The sequence below is a fragment of the Actinomycetospora chibensis genome (assembly GCF_028737215.1).
GTDB classification, from domain to species: Bacteria; Actinomycetota; Actinomycetes; order Mycobacteriales; family Pseudonocardiaceae; genus Actinomycetospora; species Actinomycetospora chibensis.
Map to the genome: position 1 here is coordinate 142,148 of NZ_JAQZAM010000008.1, position 22,181 is coordinate 164,328.

Annotated in this window: 22 protein-coding genes; 15 read left to right on the top strand and 7 right to left on the bottom strand. The window is 75.0% G+C overall.

Annotation, left to right across the window (positions count from 1 at the left end):
• Positions 1–7 precede the first annotated feature (7 nt).
• On the bottom strand, positions 8–2,053 hold the full coding sequence (gene glgX, locus PH189_RS14170) for a glycogen debranching protein GlgX (protein WP_274189445.1): 2,046 nt from the start codon (positions 2,051–2,053) through the stop codon (positions 8–10).
• Between the two features lie 154 nt (positions 2,054–2,207).
• Here glgX and PH189_RS14175 point away from each other — a divergent pair, with 154 nt between their 5' ends.
• The 5 genes from PH189_RS14175 to PH189_RS14195 are packed head-to-tail and all read left to right on the top strand — an operon-like array spanning position 2,208 to position 6,292.
• On the top strand, positions 2,208–2,972 hold the full coding sequence (locus tag PH189_RS14175; RefSeq protein WP_274189585.1) for an ABC transporter ATP-binding protein: 765 nt from the start codon (positions 2,208–2,210) through the stop codon (positions 2,970–2,972).
• Positions 2,973–3,027: 55 nt separating this feature from the next.
• Complete coding sequence (locus tag PH189_RS14180; RefSeq protein WP_274189446.1) at positions 3,028–3,807, top strand: enoyl-CoA hydratase/isomerase family protein; 780 nt, start codon at positions 3,028–3,030, stop codon at positions 3,805–3,807.
• The gene (locus PH189_RS14185; RefSeq protein WP_274189447.1) at positions 3,804–4,745 is read left to right on the top strand and encodes a class I SAM-dependent methyltransferase; all 942 of its coding nucleotides are present in this window, start codon (positions 3,804–3,806) and stop codon (positions 4,743–4,745) included. Before PH189_RS14180 ends, PH189_RS14185 begins: the two co-directional genes overlap by 4 nt.
• Positions 4,745–5,938: a THUMP-like domain-containing protein gene (locus tag PH189_RS14190; protein WP_274189448.1), complete on the top strand. Its 1,194-nt coding sequence runs from the start codon at positions 4,745–4,747 to the stop codon at positions 5,936–5,938. Before PH189_RS14185 ends, PH189_RS14190 begins: the two co-directional genes overlap by 1 nt.
• A gap of 21 nt (positions 5,939–5,959) precedes the next feature.
• A complete protein-coding gene (locus PH189_RS14195) occupies positions 5,960–6,292 on the top strand; it encodes a TraR/DksA C4-type zinc finger protein (protein WP_274189449.1) in 333 nt (110 codons plus the stop codon).
• Here the strand turns inward: PH189_RS14195 and PH189_RS14200 are convergent.
• Both PH189_RS14200 and PH189_RS14205 read right to left on the bottom strand, forming a co-directional pair.
• Positions 6,283–7,221, bottom strand: a complete 939-nt coding sequence (locus tag PH189_RS14200) for a nucleoside hydrolase (RefSeq protein WP_274189450.1) — start codon at positions 7,219–7,221, stop codon at positions 6,283–6,285. The two genes, PH189_RS14195 and PH189_RS14200, sit on opposite strands and share 10 nt — an antisense overlap.
• Entirely contained in the window at positions 7,209–8,072 is an 864-nt protein-coding gene (locus tag PH189_RS14205; RefSeq protein ID WP_274189451.1) for a ribokinase, read from the bottom strand. Before PH189_RS14205 ends, PH189_RS14200 begins: the two co-directional genes overlap by 13 nt.
• A 23-nt stretch (positions 8,073–8,095) precedes the next feature.
• On the opposite strand from PH189_RS14205, the gene PH189_RS14210 reads away from it, so the two are divergent.
• Complete coding sequence (locus PH189_RS14210) at positions 8,096–8,845, top strand: acyltransferase (RefSeq protein WP_274189452.1); 750 nt, start codon at positions 8,096–8,098, stop codon at positions 8,843–8,845.
• A 28-nt stretch (positions 8,846–8,873) separates the two neighbouring features.
• On the opposite strand, the gene PH189_RS14215 is transcribed toward PH189_RS14210, so the two are convergent.
• Positions 8,874–10,106: a glycosyltransferase family 4 protein gene (locus PH189_RS14215; RefSeq protein ID WP_274189453.1), complete on the bottom strand. Its 1,233-nt coding sequence runs from the start codon at positions 10,104–10,106 to the stop codon at positions 8,874–8,876.
• A gap of 75 nt (positions 10,107–10,181) precedes the next feature.
• On the bottom strand, positions 10,182–11,729 hold the full coding sequence (locus PH189_RS14220; RefSeq protein WP_274189454.1) for a 1,4-alpha-glucan branching protein domain-containing protein: 1,548 nt from the start codon (positions 11,727–11,729) through the stop codon (positions 10,182–10,184).
• Positions 11,730–11,846: 117 nt separating this feature from the next.
• On the opposite strand from PH189_RS14220, the gene PH189_RS14225 reads away from it, so the two are divergent.
• Entirely contained in the window at positions 11,847–12,170 is a 324-nt protein-coding gene (locus PH189_RS14225) for a hypothetical protein (protein ID WP_274189455.1), read from the top strand.
• Here PH189_RS14225 and PH189_RS14230 read toward each other — a convergent pair.
• Entirely contained in the window at positions 12,148–12,918 is a 771-nt protein-coding gene (locus PH189_RS14230) for a class I SAM-dependent methyltransferase (RefSeq protein ID WP_274189456.1), read from the bottom strand. The two genes, PH189_RS14225 and PH189_RS14230, sit on opposite strands and share 23 nt — an antisense overlap.
• Positions 12,919–13,038: 120 nt before the next feature.
• Here PH189_RS14230 and PH189_RS14235 point away from each other — a divergent pair, with 120 nt between their 5' ends.
• The 6 genes from PH189_RS14235 to PH189_RS14260 all read left to right on the top strand — a co-directional run bounded on the left by PH189_RS14235 (position 13,039) and on the right by PH189_RS14260 (position 19,841).
• A complete protein-coding gene (locus tag PH189_RS14235) occupies positions 13,039–13,455 on the top strand; it encodes a DoxX family protein (protein WP_274189457.1) in 417 nt (138 codons plus the stop codon).
• A gap of 437 nt (positions 13,456–13,892) precedes the next feature.
• Entirely contained in the window at positions 13,893–15,338 is a 1,446-nt protein-coding gene (locus PH189_RS14240) for a lysine N(6)-hydroxylase/L-ornithine N(5)-oxygenase family protein (RefSeq protein ID WP_274189458.1), read from the top strand.
• The gene (locus PH189_RS14245; RefSeq protein WP_274189459.1) at positions 15,335–16,096 is read left to right on the top strand and encodes an SDR family NAD(P)-dependent oxidoreductase; all 762 of its coding nucleotides are present in this window, start codon (positions 15,335–15,337) and stop codon (positions 16,094–16,096) included. Before PH189_RS14240 ends, PH189_RS14245 begins: the two co-directional genes overlap by 4 nt.
• An 81-nt stretch (positions 16,097–16,177) precedes the next feature.
• Positions 16,178–17,440: an isochorismate synthase gene (locus PH189_RS14250; RefSeq protein ID WP_274189460.1), complete on the top strand. Its 1,263-nt coding sequence runs from the start codon at positions 16,178–16,180 to the stop codon at positions 17,438–17,440.
• Positions 17,437–19,167, top strand: a complete 1,731-nt coding sequence (locus PH189_RS14255) for a (2,3-dihydroxybenzoyl)adenylate synthase (protein ID WP_274189461.1) — start codon at positions 17,437–17,439, stop codon at positions 19,165–19,167. The genes PH189_RS14250 and PH189_RS14255 overlap by 4 nt, the downstream gene beginning before the upstream one ends.
• A complete protein-coding gene (locus tag PH189_RS14260) occupies positions 19,164–19,841 on the top strand; it encodes an isochorismatase family protein (RefSeq protein WP_274189462.1) in 678 nt (225 codons plus the stop codon). The genes PH189_RS14255 and PH189_RS14260 overlap by 4 nt, the downstream gene beginning before the upstream one ends.
• A 39-nt stretch (positions 19,842–19,880) precedes the next feature.
• Here PH189_RS14260 and PH189_RS14265 read toward each other — a convergent pair whose 3' ends face one another.
• Positions 19,881–20,048, bottom strand: a complete 168-nt coding sequence (locus PH189_RS14265) for a hypothetical protein (RefSeq protein WP_274189463.1) — start codon at positions 20,046–20,048, stop codon at positions 19,881–19,883.
• Positions 20,049–20,308: 260 nt separating this feature from the next.
• On the opposite strand from PH189_RS14265, the gene PH189_RS14270 reads away from it, so the two are divergent.
• Positions 20,309–21,091: an electron transfer flavoprotein subunit beta/FixA family protein gene (locus PH189_RS14270; RefSeq protein ID WP_274189464.1), complete on the top strand. Its 783-nt coding sequence runs from the start codon at positions 20,309–20,311 to the stop codon at positions 21,089–21,091.
• 30 nt (positions 21,092–21,121) lie between these two features.
• Positions 21,122–22,081: an electron transfer flavoprotein subunit alpha/FixB family protein gene (locus PH189_RS14275; protein ID WP_274189465.1), complete on the top strand. Its 960-nt coding sequence runs from the start codon at positions 21,122–21,124 to the stop codon at positions 22,079–22,081.
• Positions 22,082–22,181: the final 100 nt, after the last annotated feature.

The window sequence follows — 22,181 nt, forward strand, 5'->3', positions numbered from 1 at the left end:
ACCAGAGTCAGCTCGCCGGCACCGCCCGCAGCACCAGGGCCGTGTGGGCCGGGACGGCGAGGAGCTCGCCGGCGGGCAGGGGGTCGGTCGCGGGCGGGGCACCGCCGGGCGTGCCGGCGTCGAGCACCGGGGTCCAGGCGGCGTCGCCGAAGGCGCCGGGCAGGAGGACGTCGACCGGGGCATCGCCGGCGTGGAGCACGAGCAGCAGCGAGGGCGTCGCGTCGACGCGGACCACGAGCGTCCGGCCGTGGGCGTGGAAGTCGGGCTCGACGAGCTCGCGGCCGTCGGGGTGCAGCCAGGCGATGTCCGGGGTGGCGTCGTCGGGGTCGGTGTCCTCGCGGCCGTAGAAGAAGTCGGTGCGCCGCAGCGCCGGGGTGGCGCGCCGCAGGGACAGCGCGCGGGCGATGAAGTCGACCAGCTCCGGGGAGTCCCACGCGCGCCAGGACGTCTCGTCGTCGGCGCAGTAGGCGTTGTTGTTGCCGTGCTGGGTGTGGCCGAGCTCGTCGCCACCCAGGAGCATCGGGGTGCCCGCCGAGAGCAGCAGCGTGGTGAGCAGGTTGCGCGCCTGCCGGGCCCGCAGCGCCAGGATCGCGGGGTCGGACGTCGGCCCCTCGACGCCGTGGTTGGCGCTGCGGTTGTCGTCGGTGCCGTCGCGACCCTGCTCGCCGTTGGCCTCGTTGTGCTTGCGCTCGTAGGACACGAGGTCGGCCAGGGTGAAGCCGTCGTGCGCGGTGACGAAGTTGACCGAGGCGGCAGGGGTGCGGGCGGGCCAGTAGAGGTCGGAGGAGCCGGCGAGGCGGGTGACGACTCCCGAGAGCGGTCCGTGACCCCGCCAGAAGTCGCGCACGTCGTCGCGGAACCGCCCGTTCCACTCCGCCCACGCGGGCCCGAAGCCGCCGACCTGGTAGCCCTCGCCGGTGGCGTCCCAGGGCTCGGCGATCAGCTTGACGGCCGAGAGCACCGGGTCCGAGGTGATGTCGGTGAGCAGCGGCGCGGCCGGCTCGAAGCCGCCGCCGCGGGGACGTCCCAGGGTCGACGCGAGGTCGAAGCGGAAGCCGTCCACGCCCATCGTCGTCACCCAGTGGCGCAGGGAGTCGACGACCAGGCTCCGGACCAGCGGCGAGGCGGCGTCGAGGGTGTTGCCGCAGCCGGTGAGGTCGATGTCGCGGCCCCGCGCGTCGAGGGCGTACCAGCCGGCGGCGTCCAGGCCACGCCACGACAGCGACGGGCCGTCGGCGCCGCCCTCGCAGGTGTGGTTGAACACGACGTCGAGCACGACCTCGAGGCCCGCGGCGTGCAGGGTCGCGACCATCGCCCGGAACTCCTCGATCTCGCGGCCGGGCGTCGACGCGTAGCGCGGCTGCGGGGCGAGGTAGGCGAGCGTCGAGTAGCCCCAGTGGTTGGTGCGCCCGCGGGAGAGCAGCCCCGGCTCGTCGGCGTGGGCGAACACCGGCAGCAGCTCGAGCGTCGTCACCCCGAGCCGGACGAGGTGGTCGATGACCGCCGGGTGGGCGAGTCCGGCGTAGGTGCCGCGGAGGTGCTCGGGGACGGCCGGGTGGCGCATCGTGAGGTCGCGGACGTGGGTCTCGTAGATCACTGTGTCCGGCCACGGCACCTCCGGCCGCGCGCCCGCGACCGGCCCCAGCGGCGCGGTGACGACCCCGGACGGCACCGAGCCCGCCGAGTCGTGGTCGTCGGGGCGGGCGGAGAACGGGTCGGTGCCCTCGAAGGCGCGCGCGGCCGCCAGGGAGGTGATCGAGCCCTCGACGCGACGCGTCCAGGGGTCGACGAGGAGCTTCGCGGGGTTCGTGCGCACCCCGCGCCCCGGCTCCCACGGGCCGTGGACGCGCAGGCCGTAGGGGTCGCCCGCGGTGACGCCGTCCGCGGTGCCGCGCCACCAGCCGTCGCCGGAACGGCCCAGCTCGATGCGCCGCTCGCCGCCCGGGCCGGGGAGGCAGAGCTCCACCGCCTCGACGCTGGGCCCGGCGGGGACGCAGGCACGCAGCACGTCGCCGTCGAGATGGGCGCCGGCGTCGATCGGGGTGGTGGACATCGGAGGGGATCGTGCCCGATCGCGGGCGGGCCGTCGCCCGAAGCGGAGTGTGATCCGACAGGATGGTCCGCGACCGAGGTGGACACCGGCGCGAATCCACGGGGTGACCCAGCGAGTGACCGAGCACGTGCCCGATCCGGACACCGTGATCCGCATGACCGGCGTGGGCGTACGGCGCAGCGGCAACGACCTGCTGGCCGACCTCGACTGGACCGTCGAGCTCGACGAGCGCTGGGTGGTGCTGGGACCCAACGGGGCCGGCAAGACGACGCTCCTGCGGCTCGCGGCGGCCGAGATGCACCCGACGACGGGCACCGTCGAGCTGCTCGGGGAGCGGCTCGGGCGTGTCGACGTCTTCGAGCTGCGGCCGCGGATCGGGCTCGCCAGCGCGAGCCTCGCCGGCCGCATCCCGGCCGACGAGACCGCCCACGACATCGTCCGCAGCGCCGGCTACGGCGTCCTGGGCAGCTGGCGTGAGCAGTACGACCCCGAGGACGACGCGCGCGCCGCGGGCCTGCTCGACGTCATGGGCGCGGCCGCGCTGTCCGGACGGGCGTACGGGACGTTCTCGACCGGCGAGCGCCAGCGCGTGCTCCTGGCCCGCGCGCTCATGACCGACCCCGAGCTCCTGCTGCTCGACGAGCCCGCCGCGGGCCTCGACCTCGGCGGCCGCGAGGACCTGGTGGCACGTCTCACGCGGCTGGCCGCGGACCCCGAGGGCCCGGCGACGGTCATGGTCACCCACCACGTCGAGGAGATCCCGCCCGGCTGCAGCCATGCGCTGCTCCTGCGCGACGGCCGGGTGGTCGCCCAGGGCCTGCTCGACGACGTGATGACGTCGGAGAACCTGTCGGCCACCTTCGGCCAGCCGCTCGAGCTCGCGAGCCGCCGCGGTCGCTTCACCGCGATCCGCAGATAGGGTCGCGGCCGGTCCGGATTAGATCGTCGGCGCAGAAGATCGAGGAGGCTCACCGGTGACGGAGTTCGTGCGGCTCGAGGTCGAGGGCGGGGTGGGCACCATCCGCCTGGACCGCCCCCCGATGAACGCGGTGAACCGGCAGCTGAACCTGGAGCTCGCCGAGATCTCGGCCGAGGCGGCGGGACGCACCGACGTCCGGGCGGTCGTGGTCTACGGCGGCGAGAAGGTGCTGGCCGCCGGGGCGGACGTCAAGGAGATGGCCGACCTCACCTACTCCGAGATGGCCGAGCGCGCCCACGAGCTGTCGTTCGGGTTCGGCGCGGTCTCGACGATCCCCAAGCCGGTCGTCGCCGCGATCACCGGCTACGCCCTCGGCGGCGGCTTCGAGCTGGCGCTCTCCTGCGACCGCCGGATCGCCGGCGACAACGCCAAGGTCGGCCAGCCCGAGATCCTGCTCGGGATCATCCCCGGCGGCGGCGGGACGCAGCGCCTCGCGCGGCTCATCGGCCCGTCGAAGGCCAAGGACGTGATCTTCACCGGCCGGATGTACAAGGCCGAGGAGGCGCTGGCCCTCGGGATGGTCGACGAGGTCGTCGCCCCCGACGACGTCTACACCCGCGCCCACGCGTGGGCCTCGCAGTTCGTCAACGGCCCGACGCGCGCGATCGCGGCCGCCAAGGCCGCCATCGACCGCGGGCTCGACACCGACCTGCGCACCGGCCTGAACCTCGAGAGCGAGATGTTCGCGGCGCTGTTCGGCACCGAGGACCAGACGATCGGCATGCGGTCGTTCGCCGAGAACGGGCCCGGCAAGGCCCAGTTCCTGGGCCGATGAGCGTCTCCCACCCGACGCAGGCCGAGGTCGACGCCGCACGCGACGACCCGAAGCTCGCCAACGTCCTGTACCACGACTGGGAGTCGGTCTCGTACGACGAGAAGTGGTCGATCTCGTTCGACGAGCGCTGCACGACGTTCGCGGTGGACCGCTTCAGGGCTGTGGTCCCTGGCTCCCAGACGTACGAGCACGCGCTCGAGCTGGGCTGCGGCACCGGGTTCTTCCTGCTCAACCTGATGCAGGGCGGGATCGCGCGCCGGGGGACGGTCACGGACCTCTCGCCGGGGATGGTCGAGGTGGCGACGCGCAACGCGTCGGCGCTGGGCCTGGATGTCGAGGGCCGCGTGGCCGACGCCGAGACGATCCCGGTGCCCGACGCGTCCGTCGACCTCGTCGTCGGGCACGCGGTGCTGCACCACATCCCCGACCTCGACACGGCGTTCCGCGAGATCCTGCGGGTGCTGCGGCCGGGCGGGCGGTTCGTCTTCGCGGGCGAGCCGACGCGGCTCGGCGACCTCTACGCCCGCAAGCTCGGCCAGGCGACGTGGTGGGCGACGACGCGCCTCGCCCCGTCCTCGTGGCTCAAGCCGCAGTCCGAGCTCGACGAGTCGTCGCGGGCGGCGGCGCTCGAGTCGGTGGTCGACCAGCACGTCTTCGACCCCGACCGCCTCGAGCGCTACGCCCACGCCGCGGGTGCGGTCGACGTCCGGGTGGTCACCGAGGAGCTCTCGGCGGCGGTGTTCGGCTGGCCGGTCCGCACGTTCGAGGCCGCGGTGCCGCCCGAGAAGCTGGGCATGCGGTGGGCGATGTTCGCCTACCGCACCTGGCAGCGGCTGTCGTGGGTCGACGAGCACCTGCTGTCGAAGGTCGTGCCCCGCTCGCTGTTCTACAACGCGCTGGTCACCGGGGTGCGACCGCCCGATCCCGTCCGGGTGTAGTGGTCTACGCCTTCACCCTCGACGACGTCGCGTACCTGGCGTCGTCGGCGGGGCGTGAGGCCGTTCTCCGGGCGTCGGAGCTGGTCGGCGACGACCGTCTGCGGGCGGTCACGGTGCTGCGCGAGCGTCTCGGCGACCGGGCCGCACCCGTGCTCGAGACCGCACTGCTGCAGGCGCGCGTCCGCGGGCGTGTCCCCGAGGGCTGGTTGCTGACCGCCGACGCCGCCGAGCAGGCGACCGCGGCGCCGGTCGCCGCGCACCGGGCGTCCCGGCTGGCGGGCCGCGACGTGCACGACGTGACCTGCTCGGTGGGCGCCGAGCTGGACGCCCTGCGGCACACGGCCTCGCGGCTGGTGGGCTCCGACCTCGACCCGGTGCGCCTGGCGATGGCGCGGGTCAACGTGCCCGGCGTGCCCCTGGTGCGCGCCGACGCCCTCGCCCCGGTCACCCGGGGCACGGTGCTCGTCGCCGACCCCGCGCGCCGCACGGCCTCCGGCCGGCGCACCTGGCGCCCCGCCGACTTCGTCCCGCCGCTCGATGAGCTCGCTGCCGTCGGTGATCGAAGTACCGATACGGACACTCGACGTCTGCGACGGCACTTCGCTGACACCCACGATCTCGTCGTCTCCACCGCGCCCGGCCTCGATCCGGCGCTCGTGCCCTGGGCGGCCGAGGTCGAGCTGGTCAGCCTCGACGGCCGGGTCCGCGAGGCGGCTCTGTGGTCCCGGGGGCTCGCGACGACCCGCCGGCGCGCGACCGTGCTGTCGACCCGCGGCCCGGGCTGGCAGGTCACCGACGCCGAGGAGGACGACTGCCCGGTGGGCCCGGCGGGCGAGTGGATCGTCGACCCCGACGGCGCCGTCGTCCGCGCCGGCCTGGTGCGCCAGTACGGTGCGCGCCACGGGCTGTGGCGGGTCGACGAGCACCTCGCCTACCTCACCGGCGACGCCCCGCCGGCGGGCGTCCGGGCGTTCCGGGTGCTCGAGCACGGTCGCTACAGCGAGAAGACCCTGCGCACGACCCTGCGACGGCGCGAGGTGGGCCGCGTCGAGATCCTCGTGCGCGGGCTCGACGTCGACCCGAACGCCCTGCGGCCCCGTCTCAAGCTCGCCGGCCCGCGGGAGGCCACCGTCGTCCTGGCCCGCCTCGAGACGGGGCCGGAGGCCTACGTGTGCGAGGCGTACGGACCGTGACCCGCGGGCAGTCCCGTGCCCATGGATGCACAGCAGGCGCGGACGCAGATGACCGAGGAGCGGGAGCGGCTGGCTGAGATGGGGCGGTCCGTCGAGCAGGAGGCGCCGGACCCCTCCGACGACACCGAGGGTGCGCTGGGCCAGCGCGCGGCCGACGCCGCCACCGAGGTCGAGACCCGCATGGAGGACAAGGGTCTCGCCGACGACGTCGAGCGCCAGATCGCGGGGATCGACGCCGCGCTCGCACGGACCGACGACGGCACGTGGGGTGTCTGCGAGGTCTGCGGGAAGGCGATCGACGACGAGCGTCTCGAGGCCCGCCCGGAGGCGACGACCTGCCGCGATCACATGTGAGTGCCCAGGCGCTCCAGGAGGGCGGCGCGGACCGCGTCGACGTCGGTGCCGTCGGGCAGCGCGACGTCGACCGTCCGACCGCCGGGAGCCCGGCCCCGGCGGTCGGCGTGCACCGTCCCGCGGCCGGGGCCGAGCGACGTGTCGACCTCGACCTCCAGCGGCACCGTGGCGAGCGTCCCGGGGACGATCGCCTCGAGCAGCGCCACCGCGTCGTGGATCGGGACGCGGTCCTCGCCCAGCCCCTCGCCGCGCGCGTAGACCGTGCGGGTCGCCGCCAGGGCCTCGCCGACCGGCCCGGACGCGGCGAGGGCGTCGAGCCAGGCGCGGTCGACGGTCACCTCGTGGGTGAGGTCCAGGGGCACCAGCGTCGTCGGCACCCGTTCCTCGACGAGGACGCGACGCGCGGCCTCGGGGTCGGACCAGACGTTGAACTCCGCGGCCGGGCTGACGTTGCCGCCGACCCCGACCGACCCGCCCATGACGACGAGCCGGCCGATCCGCTCGGCGAGGTCGGGGCGGGTCGCGAGCAGCAGGGCGACGTCGGTCAGCGGGCCGATCGCGGCGAGGACGACGGGTTCGGTGCTGGTCCCGAGCACGCGGGCGATCACGTCGAGCGCCCGTCCGGCCGGCTCGGGACCGAGCGGCCCGAAGCGCTCGGCGACCCCGCCCAGCCCGTCGTCGCCATGGACGTCGGCCGCGCGCCCGGTCGTCGGGTGGATCAGCGGCCGGTCGGCGCCCACCCCGAGCGGCACGTCCCCGCGCCCGAGCATCCCGAGCAGGCGGCGCGCGTTCGTCGTGGTGGTCGGCAGGTCGACGTTGCCGAAGACGGCGGTGACGGCGCGCAGGTCGACCTCGGGGGCGTGCGCGGCGAGCGCGAGCGCGTAGGCGTCATCGACGCCGGGGTCGGTGTCGACGATCAGCGGGGCCACGGGACGTCGATCTCCTCGAAGGTCGGCAGCGACGGCTGGGCTCCGGGACGTGTCGCGGTCAGCGCGCCCGCCCGGCAGGCCCGCGTCAGGGCGCTCTCGTCGTCGACGCCGGTCGCCAGCGCGATCGCGAGCGCGGCGGTGAACGCGTCCCCGGCCGCGGTGCCGTCGACGGCGTCGACCGGCGGCGACGCGACGTGGGCGACGACCCGCCCGCGGCGGCGCAGCTCGGCCCCCGCGGCGCCGTGGGTGATCGCGACGGCGACGACGTCGTCGAGGTCGGCGTGAGCGGCGAGGGCGCCGTACTCGCCGGCGTTGACGCACAGCAGGTCGAGCCCGGCGAGGACGTCGCCGGCGACCGCCCGTGCAGGGGCGGCGTTGAGGACGGTGAACCCGGACGCCGCCATCGCCGTCGCGACGGGCTCGTCGGGCACTTCGAGCACGGTGAGCACGACGTCGGCGTCGAGGGCGGCGGGGTCGACGGTCAGGGTCGCGTTGGCGCCGGGGTCGACGACGATCGTGGTCTCGCCGTCGTCGTCGACCTGGATCACCGCGGTACCCGTGGGGGCGTCCCGGACCCGGCGGACCGACCCGAGCTCGACCCCGCCGTCGCGGAGCAGCGTCAGCGCCTCCCCGGCGAGGGGATCGGTGCCGACGGCGGCGAACAGCCGCACGCGGGCGCCGAGCCGCGCCGCGGCGAGGGCCTGGTTGGCGCCCTTCCCGCCCGGGACGCGGGTGACGCTGCGCGCGGTGAGGGTCTCCCCGGGCGCCGGCAGCCGCTCGACCCGGGCGACCAGGTCGAGGTTGACGCTGCCGACCACGGCGACGGTCGGGCCGGATCGGGGGGACGCCACGGCGCGATCGTAGGGTCAGGCCCGTGAGGTCGGATCCGCGCCAACCGCGGCTGGTCACCTGGGCGTCGTTGCGCTGGATCGTGCGCCACCGCGCGTGGTCGCCGTTCTACCTCGTCCGGTACTGGCGGATGATCAAGGTGCGGGTCCGGCAGCCGCACATCGTGCTGCACGGGCTGGTGTTCCTGGGCAAGGGCGTGCGGCTCGATGCCCGCGAGGGCTTCGGGCGGCTGGAGATCGGCCGGTTCGTGCACATCGGCGACAACACCCGTGTGCGCTGCCACGAGGGCTCCCTGCGCATCGGGGACAAGTCGGTGTTCGGCAACGAGAACACGATCAACTGCTACCTCGACATCGAGTTCGGCGAGGCGACGCTGCTCTCCGACTGGATCTACGTCTGCGACTTCGACCATCGCTACGCCGACGTGCACGCGCCGATCAAGGACCAGGGCATCGTGAAGTCGCCGGTGCGCATCGGTCCGGAGACGTGGATCGGGACCAAGGTGACGGTGCTGCGCGGCGCGCGGGTCGGCCGCGGCTGTGTGCTCGGCGCACACGCCGTGGTGCGGGGCGAGGTGCCGGACTACTCCGTCGCCGTGGGCGCGCCGGCCCGCGTGGTCCGCGACCGGCTGGCCGACTACGAGGCCGCGGCCGCCGACCGCGCCGCCCTCGCGGACATCGCGCGCAAGACGGCCCTGGCCGCGGGGCAGGCGGTGGCCTCCCCGGACGGCGCACCGGGCACGTCGGCGGGCGAGCCGGCCGCCGATCGTGCGTGAGCTTCTGAGCCATGGTCCCGGAGACTGCTCACGAGGTGCCGAAGACGTTGCCCGTCGGGATCTTGGGGCGACCGAGGACGCGCGGAGGACCGGGGCGGGCCGCGGTGTAGAGGCCTGCGGTCTCGGCGGCGATGGAGGGCCAGGCGAAGTCGGTGTCGAGGCGTCGGCGGGCCGCGTCGGCGCGCGCCCGGGCGGCCACGGGGTCGTCCAGGCACCGGGTCACCGCCGCCGCCAGCCCCGGCACGTCGCCGGGCGCGAAGGACAGGCCGGTGACGCCGTCGACGACCACCTCGCCCAGCCCGCCCGCCCGGGACGCGACCAGCGGCGCGCCCGCCGCGGCGGCCTCGAGCGCGGTGATGCCGAAGGGCTCGTAGCGGCTGGGCAGCACGGCCGCGTCGGCGCCGGCGAGCAGATCGCGCAGCGTGGCGTCGTCGACGTGGCCGAGCAGTCGCACCGCCCGCCGCACCCGCGCGACACGGGCCCTTTCGGCGAGCCAGTCCGAGCACGAGCCGGTGCCCGCGACGAGCAGCTGCGTGCCGGGGTGGGCGCGGCGGATCGCAGGGAGGGCGGCGACGAGGTCGTGCACGCCCTTCTCCCACTCGAGGCGCCCGAGGTAGACGAGGCGGGGCGGGCTGTCGCGGTCCGGCGCGGCACGGCCCGCCCACCCCGAGGGGTCGATGCCGTTGTGCACGACGGCGACGTCGTCCGGGTCGAGGTCGAAGAGCCCCGAGACCTCGGCGCGCATGGCCTGCGAGCAGGTGACGACGGTGTCGGCGCGCCGGGCGAGCCACCACTCCACGGAGTGCACCTGCTGGTTGAGCGGCTGCGAGAGCCAGCCGCCGTGCCGGCCGGCCTCGGTGGCGTGGATCGTGGCGACCAGCGGCGCGCCGGTGAGGTCCGCGAGCGCGATCGCCGCGTGGGCGACGAGCCAGTCGTGGGCGTGGACGACGTCGGGCGTCCAGTCCCGCAGCAGGCCGGCCGTCGCGCGCAGCATCGCGTGGCCCAGCCCGAGGGTCCAGGCGACGAGGTCGCGGACGAACTCCAGGTGCGGCGGGTCCTCGGCCACGCGCAGGACGCGCACGCCGTCGACGCGCTCGATCGCCGTCGGGTGCGTCTCGGCGTCGGTGCCTGCGGGGTGGCGGGAGACGACCACCACGTCGTGCCCCGCGGCGCCCAGGGCCGTCGCCAGCGCGTGGACGTGGCGCCCGAGACCGCCGACCACCACCGGCGGGAACTCCCAGGACAGCATGAGCACCCGCACGCGCGCCGGCCCTCCCGCCCATGATCGAAGTACCGATACGGACACTGAACGTCTGCGACGGCACTTCGCTGACATTCAGGCGAGCGAGCCTACTCCGGAGTAGGTAGGGGCGGCGCGCCGGTCGTCCGAGGGCCGACGGCGCAGGGCGCGGGCGTCGAGGCGCCCGAAGACGTCGTCCTGGGCGGCGAACTCGGCGGCCCGGGAGGCCGCGAGGTCGTGCCGGCCGGCGGGGAGCAGGTCGGTCAGCTCGCGGACGCGGTCGCGGTGCTGCGCCGCGCGGCGACGGGCGTAGTGCGCCGCGGAGTCCTTGGTGACCATGAACGCCCAGTCGCTCGAGAGCGCCAGCGCGGCCTGGGTCGCGAGGGTGTCGAGGGTGGCGTCGCGGCCGGCGGACGGCGGGCCGCCGTCGATCGCCGCGAGCAGGCGGCGCGCCACGTCCTCGTTGTCGGCCACGAGGTCGCGCACGGCGAGCCCGTCCCACACCCGCCAGTCCTTGCCCGACCCCCAGGACGACGCGGGCAGCACCACCGGCTCCTCGACGTGGCCGGCCTCGACCGCGCCCCGCAGGGTCGTCACGCGGACCCCGGTCGCCGGCAGCGCCGCGAGCACCGCCTCGAGCCACGCGGGGCCCTCGTGCCACCAGTGGCCGAACAGCTCGGTGTCGAACGCGCTGACGACCAGGCCCGGCCGCCCCCGCTGCGTGCGCAACGCCTCGAGCCGTGCCCGCACCACGTCGACGAAGTCCTGCGCGTCGCGCGCCACCGCCGCGGCGGCGCGCGCGGGGTCGTAGGGCTTCTTGTCCGCGGTGGCCACCCGCCGGCCGGTGACCCGCGCGGGCTTGAGGCCGGTGTCGTGGTCGTAGGTGTGGAAGTCGCGGTAGTCGGGGCCGCCCGGGTATCCCGCGCGCGGCGACCACACCCGGTAGGTGACCTCGAGGTCGCGCGCGAAGGCCACGACGTCGGTGCCGTCGACGGGGTGCGCGGCCGCGGTGTCGCCGCGCAGCGCCGGGCCGTCGACGAGGAAGCGCTCGACGCCCGCCGCCGCGTAGTCGTGCTCGAGCCCAGGGGTGTAGCCGCACTCGGGCGCCCAGATCCCCGCAGGCCGGCGGCCCAGGCGCAGGGCCGAGTCGCGCAGGCCGGCGTCGAGCAGGAACCGGCGCACGCGCCCCGGCAGCAGCGGCGCGAACGGGTGCGTGGCGGGCCCGCCGAGCAGCTCGACGACCCCGGCGTCGGCGAGGCGACCCAGCACCGGCGAGGCGCCGTGGCGCCAGTCGCGCTCGAAGACCTCGAGGGCGTGGGCGGCGGCGCGGTGCTCGCGGGTCGAGAGCGCGGGATCCCGCGCCTCGTGCGCGCGCAGTTGCCAGTCCGCGAGCCATGTGTGCATCGACCGCAGCGCCGCCGGGTGGTCGAGCTGGGCGGCCAGCACGGGCGTGACGCCGAGGGTCAGCACGTCACGCCGGCCCCGGGCCGCCAGGCGTTCGAGCGTCTCGACGACGGGCAGGTACGCGTGCGCCCAGGCCTGGTAGAGCCAGTCCTCGCCCACGGGCCAGGCGCCGTGGCGCAGCAGCCACGGCAGGTGGGAGTGCAGGACCAGGCAGAACGTGCCGACCGGTTCCCTCGACACGTCCGTCCTCCCGTCGTCCGACCCCGGTGCGACCCCGACGGGAGAGTTTCCCACCGTCCCCGGACGGCGGAGCGGCCGCCGGGGCCATCACGGGGAGCGGGCGCGCCTCGTTGGACCGTGAGCGTCACCCCCGACCCCGGAAGGGACCCCATTCGGAGCACGTCTCGGATCGTCGCCGGAGCACTCGCCACCGTCTCGGCGGGCGGTGCCCTCCTCGGGCTCGCCGGCACGGCCGTCGCCTCGCCCGTCCCGGGCGTCCCGGTGACCACCGCCGAGCAGTGCACGGGCGGCGGCGGGGAGCTCACCGGGGGCGGCCTGACCTGCACCGGCGGCGGCGACACGGGCGACGTGGTGGTCGGCGAGGCCGCGGCGGGCGCGATGCGTCAGGCGCTGCCCGAGGAGGTCGCCGACCCGGCCCTCACGGCCGTCGGACGGCGCTGACCAGCAGGTCCAGCGACGCGTCGATCTCGTCGGCGCGCAGCTCGAAGTCCCCGGCCGACACCGCGGCCACGTCGGCGGCGAGCTGATCGGGCCACGGTGCCCCGGACAGCGCGAGCGCGATCTGCGCGTCGATGAGCGAGCCGCCGTGGCGCGCGTCGAGCGCCCGCAGCGCCGGGCCGTGGTGCAGGCCGGTCAGCGACTCCACGGCAAGGCCGGCGTCGGCGACGAGCCCGGCGAGCTCGGGCCCGGTCAGCTCGCGGGTGTGGAACGGGTTGAGCGGACGGTCGTCGGGCCCGGCGCCGGGGGAGAAGGTCAGCCGGTTCGGGGTCGCGCAGAACAGCCGCCCGCCGGGGCGCAGGACGCGCGCACACTCCGCGAGGAAGCCCGGCTGGTCCCACAGGTGCTCGATCACCTGCAGCGTCACCAGCGCGTCGACCGTCCCGTCGGCCACCGGCAGGGCCTGCAGGTCGGCGCGCGTCACGCCGACGGTCGGGTAGCGCGCGGCGACGTGGGCGGCGACGGCCGGGTCCAGCTCGACACCGACCACCCGGCGGGCCGACGAGGCCAGCAGCGCCGCCCCGTACCCCTCGCCGACCCCGGCGTCGAGAACGAGCGCCCCCGCGCACGCGGGCGCCAGCGCCAGGTAGACGGCCTCGTGGCGGCGGAACCAGTAGTTCTCGACGTCGAGCCCGGGCACCGTGCGTTCGCCGGTGAGGGGGAGCGCCGGCTCCCGCGCGAGGTCGCTCATCGCGTCACAGTGTCCGACGCGCCGACCGGCAGCCGCCCCCGGGTCCCGCGCGCTCGCGGTCTCGGACGGCGCTGACGGGGTACCTCCCCGCGACGTCCCCGTCAGGAAGGTCCGAGACCCATGACCGCCAGCACGACGCCGCCGCTCACCCAGCAGCTGTGCCGGTGGGGGTGGGGCGCCGGCCTCATCCTCGCCGGCACCGGCCACCTCACGTTCGTCCGCGAGGAGTTCCGGTCGCAGGTCCCGCCCTGGGTGCCGATCGACGCCGACGACGTCGTGCTGCTGAGCGGCGCGGTGGAGATCTCCCTCGGTCTCGGGCTGCTGGCCCTGCCGAAGGAGCGCCGGCGGATGTCGGCGCTCGCGACCGCGTTCCTCGTCGCCGTCTTCCCCGGCAACATCGCGCAGTACCGCAACCAGGTGGACGGCCTCGGGCTCGACACCGATGGCAAGCGGCTCGTGCGCCTGCTCATCGAGCCGGCGCTGTGGGCGACGGCGCTGCACGCCGGTGGCCTACTCCCGGGTGTGCGCCACCGCTGACCGCGGCTCCTCCGGCACGCGCAGCGGCACCCCGCGAACGGGTGTGCCGACACCGCCGACGAGGACGGAAAGTTCACGGCCAACGGCGGCACCGACGGCGACGCGGCGCTGGGCAACGTCCTCGCGCAGGCGCCCGTCGGCGGGGCCGACGTCGGCAACATCGTCTGCAACCGCGTCCTGAACGACAACCTCAGCGGCAACACCATCGCGATCAGCGTGCTCTGACGAGCGCACCCGAGGTCCACGACGGGCCCGGCCCCACCGATCGGGGGCCGGGCCCGTCGCGCGTCGCGGCCGGTGCTGACCCCGGAGCCGGCCCGTGGCGGCAACACCCCGTGACCGCCCGACCACGCGATGTGGGAGGGCCGACATGGTCATCGCCGCATTCGTCTGGTTAGGTTAGGGTTCCCTAACGGTCGCCGACGCCGGGGAGAACGATGAATCGCGAACCGGGATCGCCTGGGGATGTCGTGGACATCCTCGGGGTGGGGTTCGGGCCCTCGAACCTCGCGCTGGCCCTGGCGGTGCAGGAGCACAACGAGCGCGTGCCGGACTCCTCGCGGATCCGCGCGTCGTTCGTCGAGCAGCAGGCCGCCTTCGGCTGGCACCGCGGGATGCTCCTCGACGGGGCCACCATGCAGGTCTCCTTCCTCAAGGACCTCGTGACGATGCGGGACCCGACGAGCCCGCGGTCCTACCTGAACTACCTGCAGGGCCAGGGCCGGTTGGCCGACTTCATCAACAACAAGTCGCTGTTCCCCTCGCGGGTCGAGTTCCACGACTACCTCGAGTGGTGTGCCGCCGACGTCCGCCACCTCGTCGCGTACGGGACGCGGGCTGTCGCGGTGCACCCCGTGACCGGGCCGGACGGCGAGATCGACCAGATCGACGTCGTCCTTCGCGACGCCCAGGGCAGCGCCGCCGAGTCCCGGGTCGTGCGCACCCGCAACCTCGTGCTCGCCACCGGCCTGGTCCCGTGGCTGCCCGAGGGGGTCGCGCGCGGGAGGAGGATCTGGCACAACAGCGAGCTGCTCTCCCGCCTGGACGAGCTCCCGCCCGCCGGTCCGCGCCGCCGCCGCTACGTGGTCATCGGCGCGGGCCAGAGCGCGGCGGAGACGACGGCACACCTGCACGACCGCGAGGACGCGTCCGAGGTGCACTCGGTGTTCTCCCGCTACGGCTACAGCCCGGCCGACGACACGTCGTTCGCCAACCGCATCTTCGATCCCGAGGCGGTCGACCACTTCTTCGCGGCCTCCGGCGAGGTCAAGCAGATGCTGCTCGACTACCACGCCAACACGAACTACTCCGTGGTCGACCCGGACCTGATCGCCGAGCTCTACCGGCGCGCCTACCAGGAGCAGGTCCGGGGGCCGCGGCGCCTGCACGTGCACGGGGCCTCGCGGGTGTCGAGCGTGCGCTCCCCGGATCCCGACGTCGACGGCGACGGACCCGGAGCAGGGGCCGACGGTCCCGACGTCGAGGTCGACGTCGAGGTCCTGACCACCGGCCACCACCACACGATCGCCGCCGACGTCGTCGTCTACGCCACCGGCTACCGGCCGATCGACCCGAGCGGGCTGCTCGGCGACATCGGGGCCTGGTGCCGGCGGGCCGAGGACGGCGAGCTGCTGGTCGACCGCGACTACCGGCTGCACACCGTCGAACCGCTCACGGCCGGCGTCTACCTGCAGGGACCCACCGAGCACACCCACGGCATCAGCTCGACGCTGCTCTCGACCACGGCCGTGCGGGCGGGCGAGATCCTCGACTCGGTGCTCGGGCACCGGCGTCCGGAGCCCGACCTGCCGGTCGCCCACGAGAGCGGCGAGCCCGCCACCGTCGGGCCGCGGTGGGGCGACCCGGGGGTGGTGACGTCGTGACGGCCCTGGTGACAGGCGCCGCCGGCGGCATCGGGCTCGCGGTCTGCCGGCGCCTGGCCGACGCGGGCGCGCCGATCGCGCTGCTCGACCGCGACGCCGAGGCCGTCGAGGCGGCCGCCGCAGCGGTCCGCGAGCACGGCGGCGCCGCGGTCGCGGTGCCCGCCGACGTCACCGACGCCGCCGCTGTCGAGAAGGCGGTGGACGCCGCCGAGGAGGCGCTCGGGCCGCTGGACACGCTGGTCAACGTCGCCGGCGTGCTGCACGTCGGCCGGATCACCGAGCTCGACGACGCCGACTGGCGGCACTGCCTCGACGTCAACGCCACCGGCGTCATGCACGCCTGCCGCGCCGTCGGCGCCCGGCTCGCCGACCGCGGGCGCGGCTCCGTCGTCACCGTCGCGTCCAACGCCGCGGGCGTCCCGCGGACGGGGATGGCCGCGTACGCCGCGTCGAAGGCGGCCGCCGTCGCGCTCACACGCGTCCTGGGCCTCGAGCTCGCCGGGCGGGGCGTGCGCGCCAACGTCGTCTGCCCGGGGTCGACCGACACCGGGATGCTCAGCGCCATGGGCGACCTGCCCGCCGACCACGCCGCCCTCGTCCGCGGCTCGGCCGAGACGTTCAAGCTCGGCATCCCCCTCGGGCGGATCGCCGCGCCGCAGGACGTGGCCGAGGTCGTCGCGTTCCTCGCCTCCGACGCCGCCCGTCACGTCACCCTCCAGACCGTCTACGTCGACGGCGGAGCCTCCCTCGGGCCCTGAGCCGACCGTCCCCCGACCTCCACCGCTGCCGTCCCCGCACGTCCGACCACCGCCCTCGGCCCGCACCGTGAGAGGACCCCGATGACCAGCACCCCGACCAGCGCCGGCCCGGAGCTCGAGCCCGTGGGGCAGGACGTGTCGGTCGACGTCCCGCCCGGCCCCGGTTCCGGTCCGGGGGCGTTCCTCTTCTCCACCCGGGAGGTGACGCTGCGGACCACCGGGGTGCGGACCCGTGTCCCGGACGCCTCGCCGGGCTCGGTGGGTGCGATGGCCGCGGCGACGCTCGCGGCCCAGCGGGCGGCCGGCAACCCCGACCCGCTGGTGGTGGGGGCGGTCGGGTTCGCGCCCGGCAAGGCCCGCCTCGTGGTCCCGGGGCACGTCCACCGCACGCCGACCTTCGCGCGCGACGAGGGCGACGCCCCGCCCGCACCGCCGCTGACCGCGCCGCCCTCGGCGCCCGCGTCGGTGGGCACCCGGTGGGATTTCCGCGCCGAGCCGGCCCCGCCGCGGTACGCGGCCGCCGTGCGCCGCGCGCTGGAGATGATCGCCGAGGGCGACCTGGAGAAGGTCGTGCTCGCCCGCGCGGCGACGCTGACCGCGCCCGCGCCCCTCGACCTCGCCGTGGTCCTCGAGCGCCTCGCCGCCCGCAACCCCACGGGGTACGTGTTCGCGGCGGACGTCACCGACCCGGCGGAGAACGCTGCCGACAACTCCGGCGCCCGCACCCTCGTCGGCAACAGCCCGGAGCTGCTCGCGGCCCGCCGCGGCGACCTCGTCGTGTCCCACCCCCTCGCCGGGACGGCCCCCCGCAGTCCCGACCCCGACGAGGACGCCCGCCGCGGGGAGGAGCTCGCGTCGTCGGTCAAGGACCTGCGCGAGCACGCGCTCGTCGTCGACCGGGTCGCCGAGCGGCTGGCGCCCTACTGCACGTCGCTGCAGGTCCCCGCCGCACCGAGCGTCACGCGGACCGCCTCCCTGTGGCACCTCGGCACCCGCATCGAGGGCACGCTGCGCGACCCCGCGCCGACCTCGCTGCAGCTCGCCGAGGCGCTGCATCCCACTCCCGCGGTGTGCGGGGAGCCGACCGATGCGGCCCGCGCCGCCATCGAGGAGCTCGAGGAGTTCCCGCGCGGCTTCTACTCCGGCCTCGTCGGCTGGTGCGACGCCGATGGCGACGGCGAGTGGGCGGTCACGATCCGGTGCGCCGAGGTCGCGGGACGCGCGGTGCGCGTCTACGCGGGGGCCGGGGTCGTCGAGGGCTCCCGCCCCGAGGCCGAGCTGGCGGAGACGAGTGCCAAGTTCCGCACACTGCTCTCGGCGCTCGGGCTGGAGGCGACGCCGTGACCACCACCGCACGCCCCGCGGAGGAGGGCGTCGTCCCGTACCCCCCGGAGGTCGCCGAGCGCTACCGGGCCGCGGGCTACTGGACCGGTCAGACCTTCGCCGGCCTGCTCGACGCCGCCGTCGCCGCGCACGGCACGCGCACGGCCGTCGTCGGCACCGGCCCGTCGGGCCCGCAGCGCTGGACCTACGACGAGCTGGACGCCCGCGCCCGAGGCCTCGCCGCCGGGCTGGGCGAGCTCGGCGTGGCCCCGGGCGACCGCGTCGTCGTGTGGCTGCCGAACGTGCCCGAGTACCTCGAGGTCGTCTTCGCGCTGTTCCGCCTGGGCGCACTGCCGGTGTTCGCGCTGCCCGCGCACCGCGCCAGCGAGATCCGCTACTTCGCCGAGCACGCCGAGGCGACGGCGATCGTCACCGTGGGCCGGCGCGACCGCTTCGACCACGCCGCGGCGGCGCTCGAGGTGGCCGGGGCCGTCGACGCGGTGCGCCACGTGGTGGTCGCCGCGCCCTCGGCCGGTGACGTGCCCTCCGGCGTCGTCACCCTCGGCTCGCTCCGCCGCACCCCGGCCGGTGCCCTGCCCGGGGACGACGCCGACCCGTCGTCGATCGCGTTCCTGCAGCTCTCGGGTGGGACGACGGGCCTGCCCAAGCTGATCCCGCGCACCCACGACGACTACCTCTACAGCGTCCGGGCCAGCGCGGAGATCTGCGGGCTGGGCCCGGACACGGTGTACCTCGCGGCCCTGCCCGCCGCGCACAACTTCACGATGAGCTCGCCGGGCCTGCTCGGCGTGGTCCACGCCGGCGGCACCTCGGTGCTCGCGCCCTCGCCGGACGCCGACACGTGCTTCGGGCTGATCGAGGCCGAGGGCGTCACGTTGGCGGCCGTGGTCCCGCCGTTGGCGGCTGCCTGGGTCCAGGCCACCTCCTCGACGTCGCGGGACCTCTCGAGCCTGCAGGAGCTGCAGGTCGGCGGGGCCAAGTGCGCCGCCGAGCTCGCGCGGAAGATCGGGCCCGTGCTGGGGGCGCGCCTGCAGCAGGTCTTCGGGATGGCCGAGGGGCTGGTCAACTACACCCGCGCCGACGATCCGGACGACATCGTCGTCGAGACCCAGGGCCGCCCCATCTCCCCGGACGACGAGATCCGCGTGGTCGTGCCCGACGACCCCGAGGAGCGCGACGTCGCTCCGGGCGAGGTGGGCGCGCTGCTGACCCGCGGGCCCTACACGATCCGCGGCTACTACCGCGCCGAGGAGCACAACGCGACGGCGTTCACCGCCGACGGCTTCTACCGCACCGGCGACCTGGTCCGGCTCGACCCGGCCGGGAACATCATCGTGTCGGGCCGCGTGAAGGAGCAGATCAACCGCGGCGGCGAGAAGATCGCGGCCGAGGAGGTGGAGAACCACCTGCTGGCCCACCCCGACGTCGTCGACGCCGCGATCGTCGGTGTCCCGGACGACTTCCTCGGCGAGCGCACCCACGCCTACGTCATCCCGGTGCCCGGCCGGGAGCCCCCACGCCCCGCGGCGCTGCGCCGTTTCGTTCGCGACCGCGGGGTCGCGGCCTACAAGGTGCCCGACACCGTCGAGGTGGTCGACGCCTTCCCCGCGACCGGCGTGGGCAAGACCAGCCGCCGGGCACTGCGGGCCGCGCTGGCCGACCACGCGCGCCGCCCGACACCAGGACAACACCCCGACCCTGACGCCGACGAGGAGAGCCCGTCGTGAGCCTGCCGACCATCGCGCCCTACACCCTGCCGCGGGCCCACGAGCTGCCGGCGAGCCGCCCGGACTGGACGCCCGACCCCGCGCGGGCGGTCCTGCTCGTGCACGACATGCAGCGCTACTTCGTGGCCCCGTTCTCGCGCACCGAGGAGCCGGTGAGCCGCTGCGTCGAGAACATCGCCGCGCTCGCGGCCCGCGCCCGGGTCCTCGGCGTCCCGGTCGTCTACACCGCGCAGCCCGGCGAGCAGCCCCCTGCGGAGCGCGGTCTGCTCGACGACTTCTGGGGCCGCGGCCCGGCCGCCGCCTACGTCGAGGATCCCGGCGTGGTGGCGATCCTCGACGAGCTCGCCCCCGAGCCCGGCGACGAGGTGCTGACCAAGTGGCGCTACAGCGCCTTCCAGCGCAGCAACCTCGACGATCTGCTCGCCGACGCGGGCCGCGACCAGCTCCTGATCACCGGCATCTACGCGCACATCGGCTGCATGGTGACCGCCGTCGAGGCGTTCATGCGCGACGTGCAGCCGTTCCTGGTCGCCGACGCGACGGCGGACTTCTCCCGCGCCCACCACGAGCAGGCGATCACCTGGACCGCGCAGCGCTGCGGCGTCGTCACCTCGACCGACCGGGTGCTCGACGCGCTGCAGAGCGACCTCGAGACGATCGTGCCGCGGGTCTGAAGGAGCACCCGCGGCACGGAGATCGTCAGCGCGGGCCGGTCAGCGGTGTCCGCCGCCCTGACCGCCCTTGCCGCGGAACTTGTTGAGCATCCCCTGAGCCTTCTCGCGGTTCTTGGGGTCCGACGCGTAGCGCTTCGCCTGGTCGGTGTACTTGCGGCCCTGCGGGCTCCGCAGGAACTCCTGGACCTTCGAGAACAGACCGGGCACGACGACTCCCTGGGGGTGTCGGGGCGGTCCTGTCCGCCCCGGCGTGGGGTCAGGATATCCCCATCGTGGGCGGGACCAAGTTACCCACGAGTAGGTGCCTACACCCTACTCGTCAGTAACATGAGAGGGATACGCCACGCTGCTCTGCGCACGCAGGCGTGGGAGAGTCGGGGCAGAACGCAAGTTACCGACAAGTAAGCTACCCGTCGGTAGCCACTCGTCGCGAGACGGATGCGAGCACAGGAGGTCGCAGGAGGCCCATGAACATCGTCGTGCTGATCAAGCAGGTGCCCGACACCTGGTCGGAGCGCACCCTCTCCGACTCCGACAAGACCCTCGACCGCGCGTCGTCCGACGCCGTGCTCGACGAGATCAACGAGCGCGCCGTCGAGGAGGCGCTCAAGATCAAGGAGGCCGGCGACGCGGAGGTCACGATCCTCACCGTCGGCCCCGACCGCGCCACGGACGCCATCCGCAAGGCCCTCTCGATGGGCGCGGACAAGGCCGTGCACGTCAACGACGAGGCCCTCCACGGGTCGGACGCCGTGACCACCGCCAAGGTGCTGGCCAAGGCCGTCGGCACGGTCGGCGACGTCGACCTCGTCCTGGCCGGCAACGAGGCCACCGACGGCCGCAGCGGCGCGATGGCCGGGATGCTCGGGGAGCTCCTCGGCTGGCCGTCGCTGACCCACGCCAACGCACTGACCGTCGAGAACGGCACCGCGAGCGTGAAGCGCGAGACCGACGAGGGCACCTGCGACGTCACCGCGTCGCTGCCCGCCGTCGTCAGCGTCGGCGAGAAGATCAACGAGCCGCGGTACCCCTCCTTCAAGGGGATCATGGCCGCGAAGAAGAAGCCGGTGAGCGCGCTCGGCATCTCCGACCTCGGGCTCGAGGCCGGCGAGGTCGGCCTGGCCGGCTCGCTGGTGCAGGTCGACTCGTTCGCGCCGCGGCCGCCGAAGTCCGGTGGCCAGAAGGTCGAGGACGAGGGCGACGGCGGCCAGAAGATCGCCGAGTTCCTCGTGGGCCAGAAGCTCATCTGATCCGCCCCACCGACACCGCAGAGGAGAACCATGGCTGAGGTCCTGGTCCTCGTCGACCACGTCGACGGGGAGATCAAGAAGAACACGTACGAGATGCTCACGGCGGCCCGCCGCCTGGGCGAGCCGTCGGCCGTCGTCGTCGGCACCCCCGGCACCGCGGCCAAGCTGGCCGAGGGCCTCGCGGCGCACGGCGCCGAGAAGGTCTACGTCGCCGAGTCCGACGACGCGGTGAACTACCTGTCCACCCCGCAGGTCGACGCCCTCGCGGCGCTGGTCGAGCGGGTCTCGCCGCCGGCCGTGCTCATCGCCGCCGGCGCCGACGGCCGCGAGGTCGCCGGCCGTCTGGCCGTCCGCACCAACTCCGGCTGGCTCAACGACCTCGTCGAGGTCGACGGCCAGCGCGAGGGCACCCACTCGATCTTCGGTGGCGCCTTCACCGTGCAGTCGCACGCGACCACCGACACCGCGGTGATCTCGTGGCGCGCGGGCTCGATCGAGGTCGAGGAGAACGCCGGGGCGGGCACGCAGGAGAACGTCGAGCTCCCGGCGATCGACGAGGCGAAGTCGGCCAGGGTGTCGAACCGCGCGCCGATCGTCGGCGGCGACCGCCCCGAGCTCACCGAGGCGAACGTCGTCGTGGCCGGCGGGCGTGGTGTGGGCTCGGCGGACAACTTCAACGTCGTCGAGACCCTCGCGGACTCGCTGCACGCCGCGGTCGGCGCCTCGCGCGCCGCCGTCGACTCCGGCTACTACCCCAACCAGTTCCAGGTGGGGCAGACCGGCAAGACGGTCTCGCCGCAGCTCTACATCGCGCTCGGCATCTCCGGCGCGATCCAGCACCGCGCCGGCATGCAGACCTCGAAGACGATCGTCGCGGTCAACAAGGACCCCGAGGCCCCGATCTTCGAGATCGCCGACTTCGGCGTCGTGGGCGACCTCTTCTCGATCAGCCCGCAGCTGACCGAGGAGGTCGGCAAGCGCAGCTCGTAGGCGCGCCCGACAGGTGAACCGAAGGGCACCTTCGCTCGGAGAGATCGAGCGGAGGTGCCCTTCGCTCGTCCCGGGGCGGGCCCGAGCGGGACCTGACCCC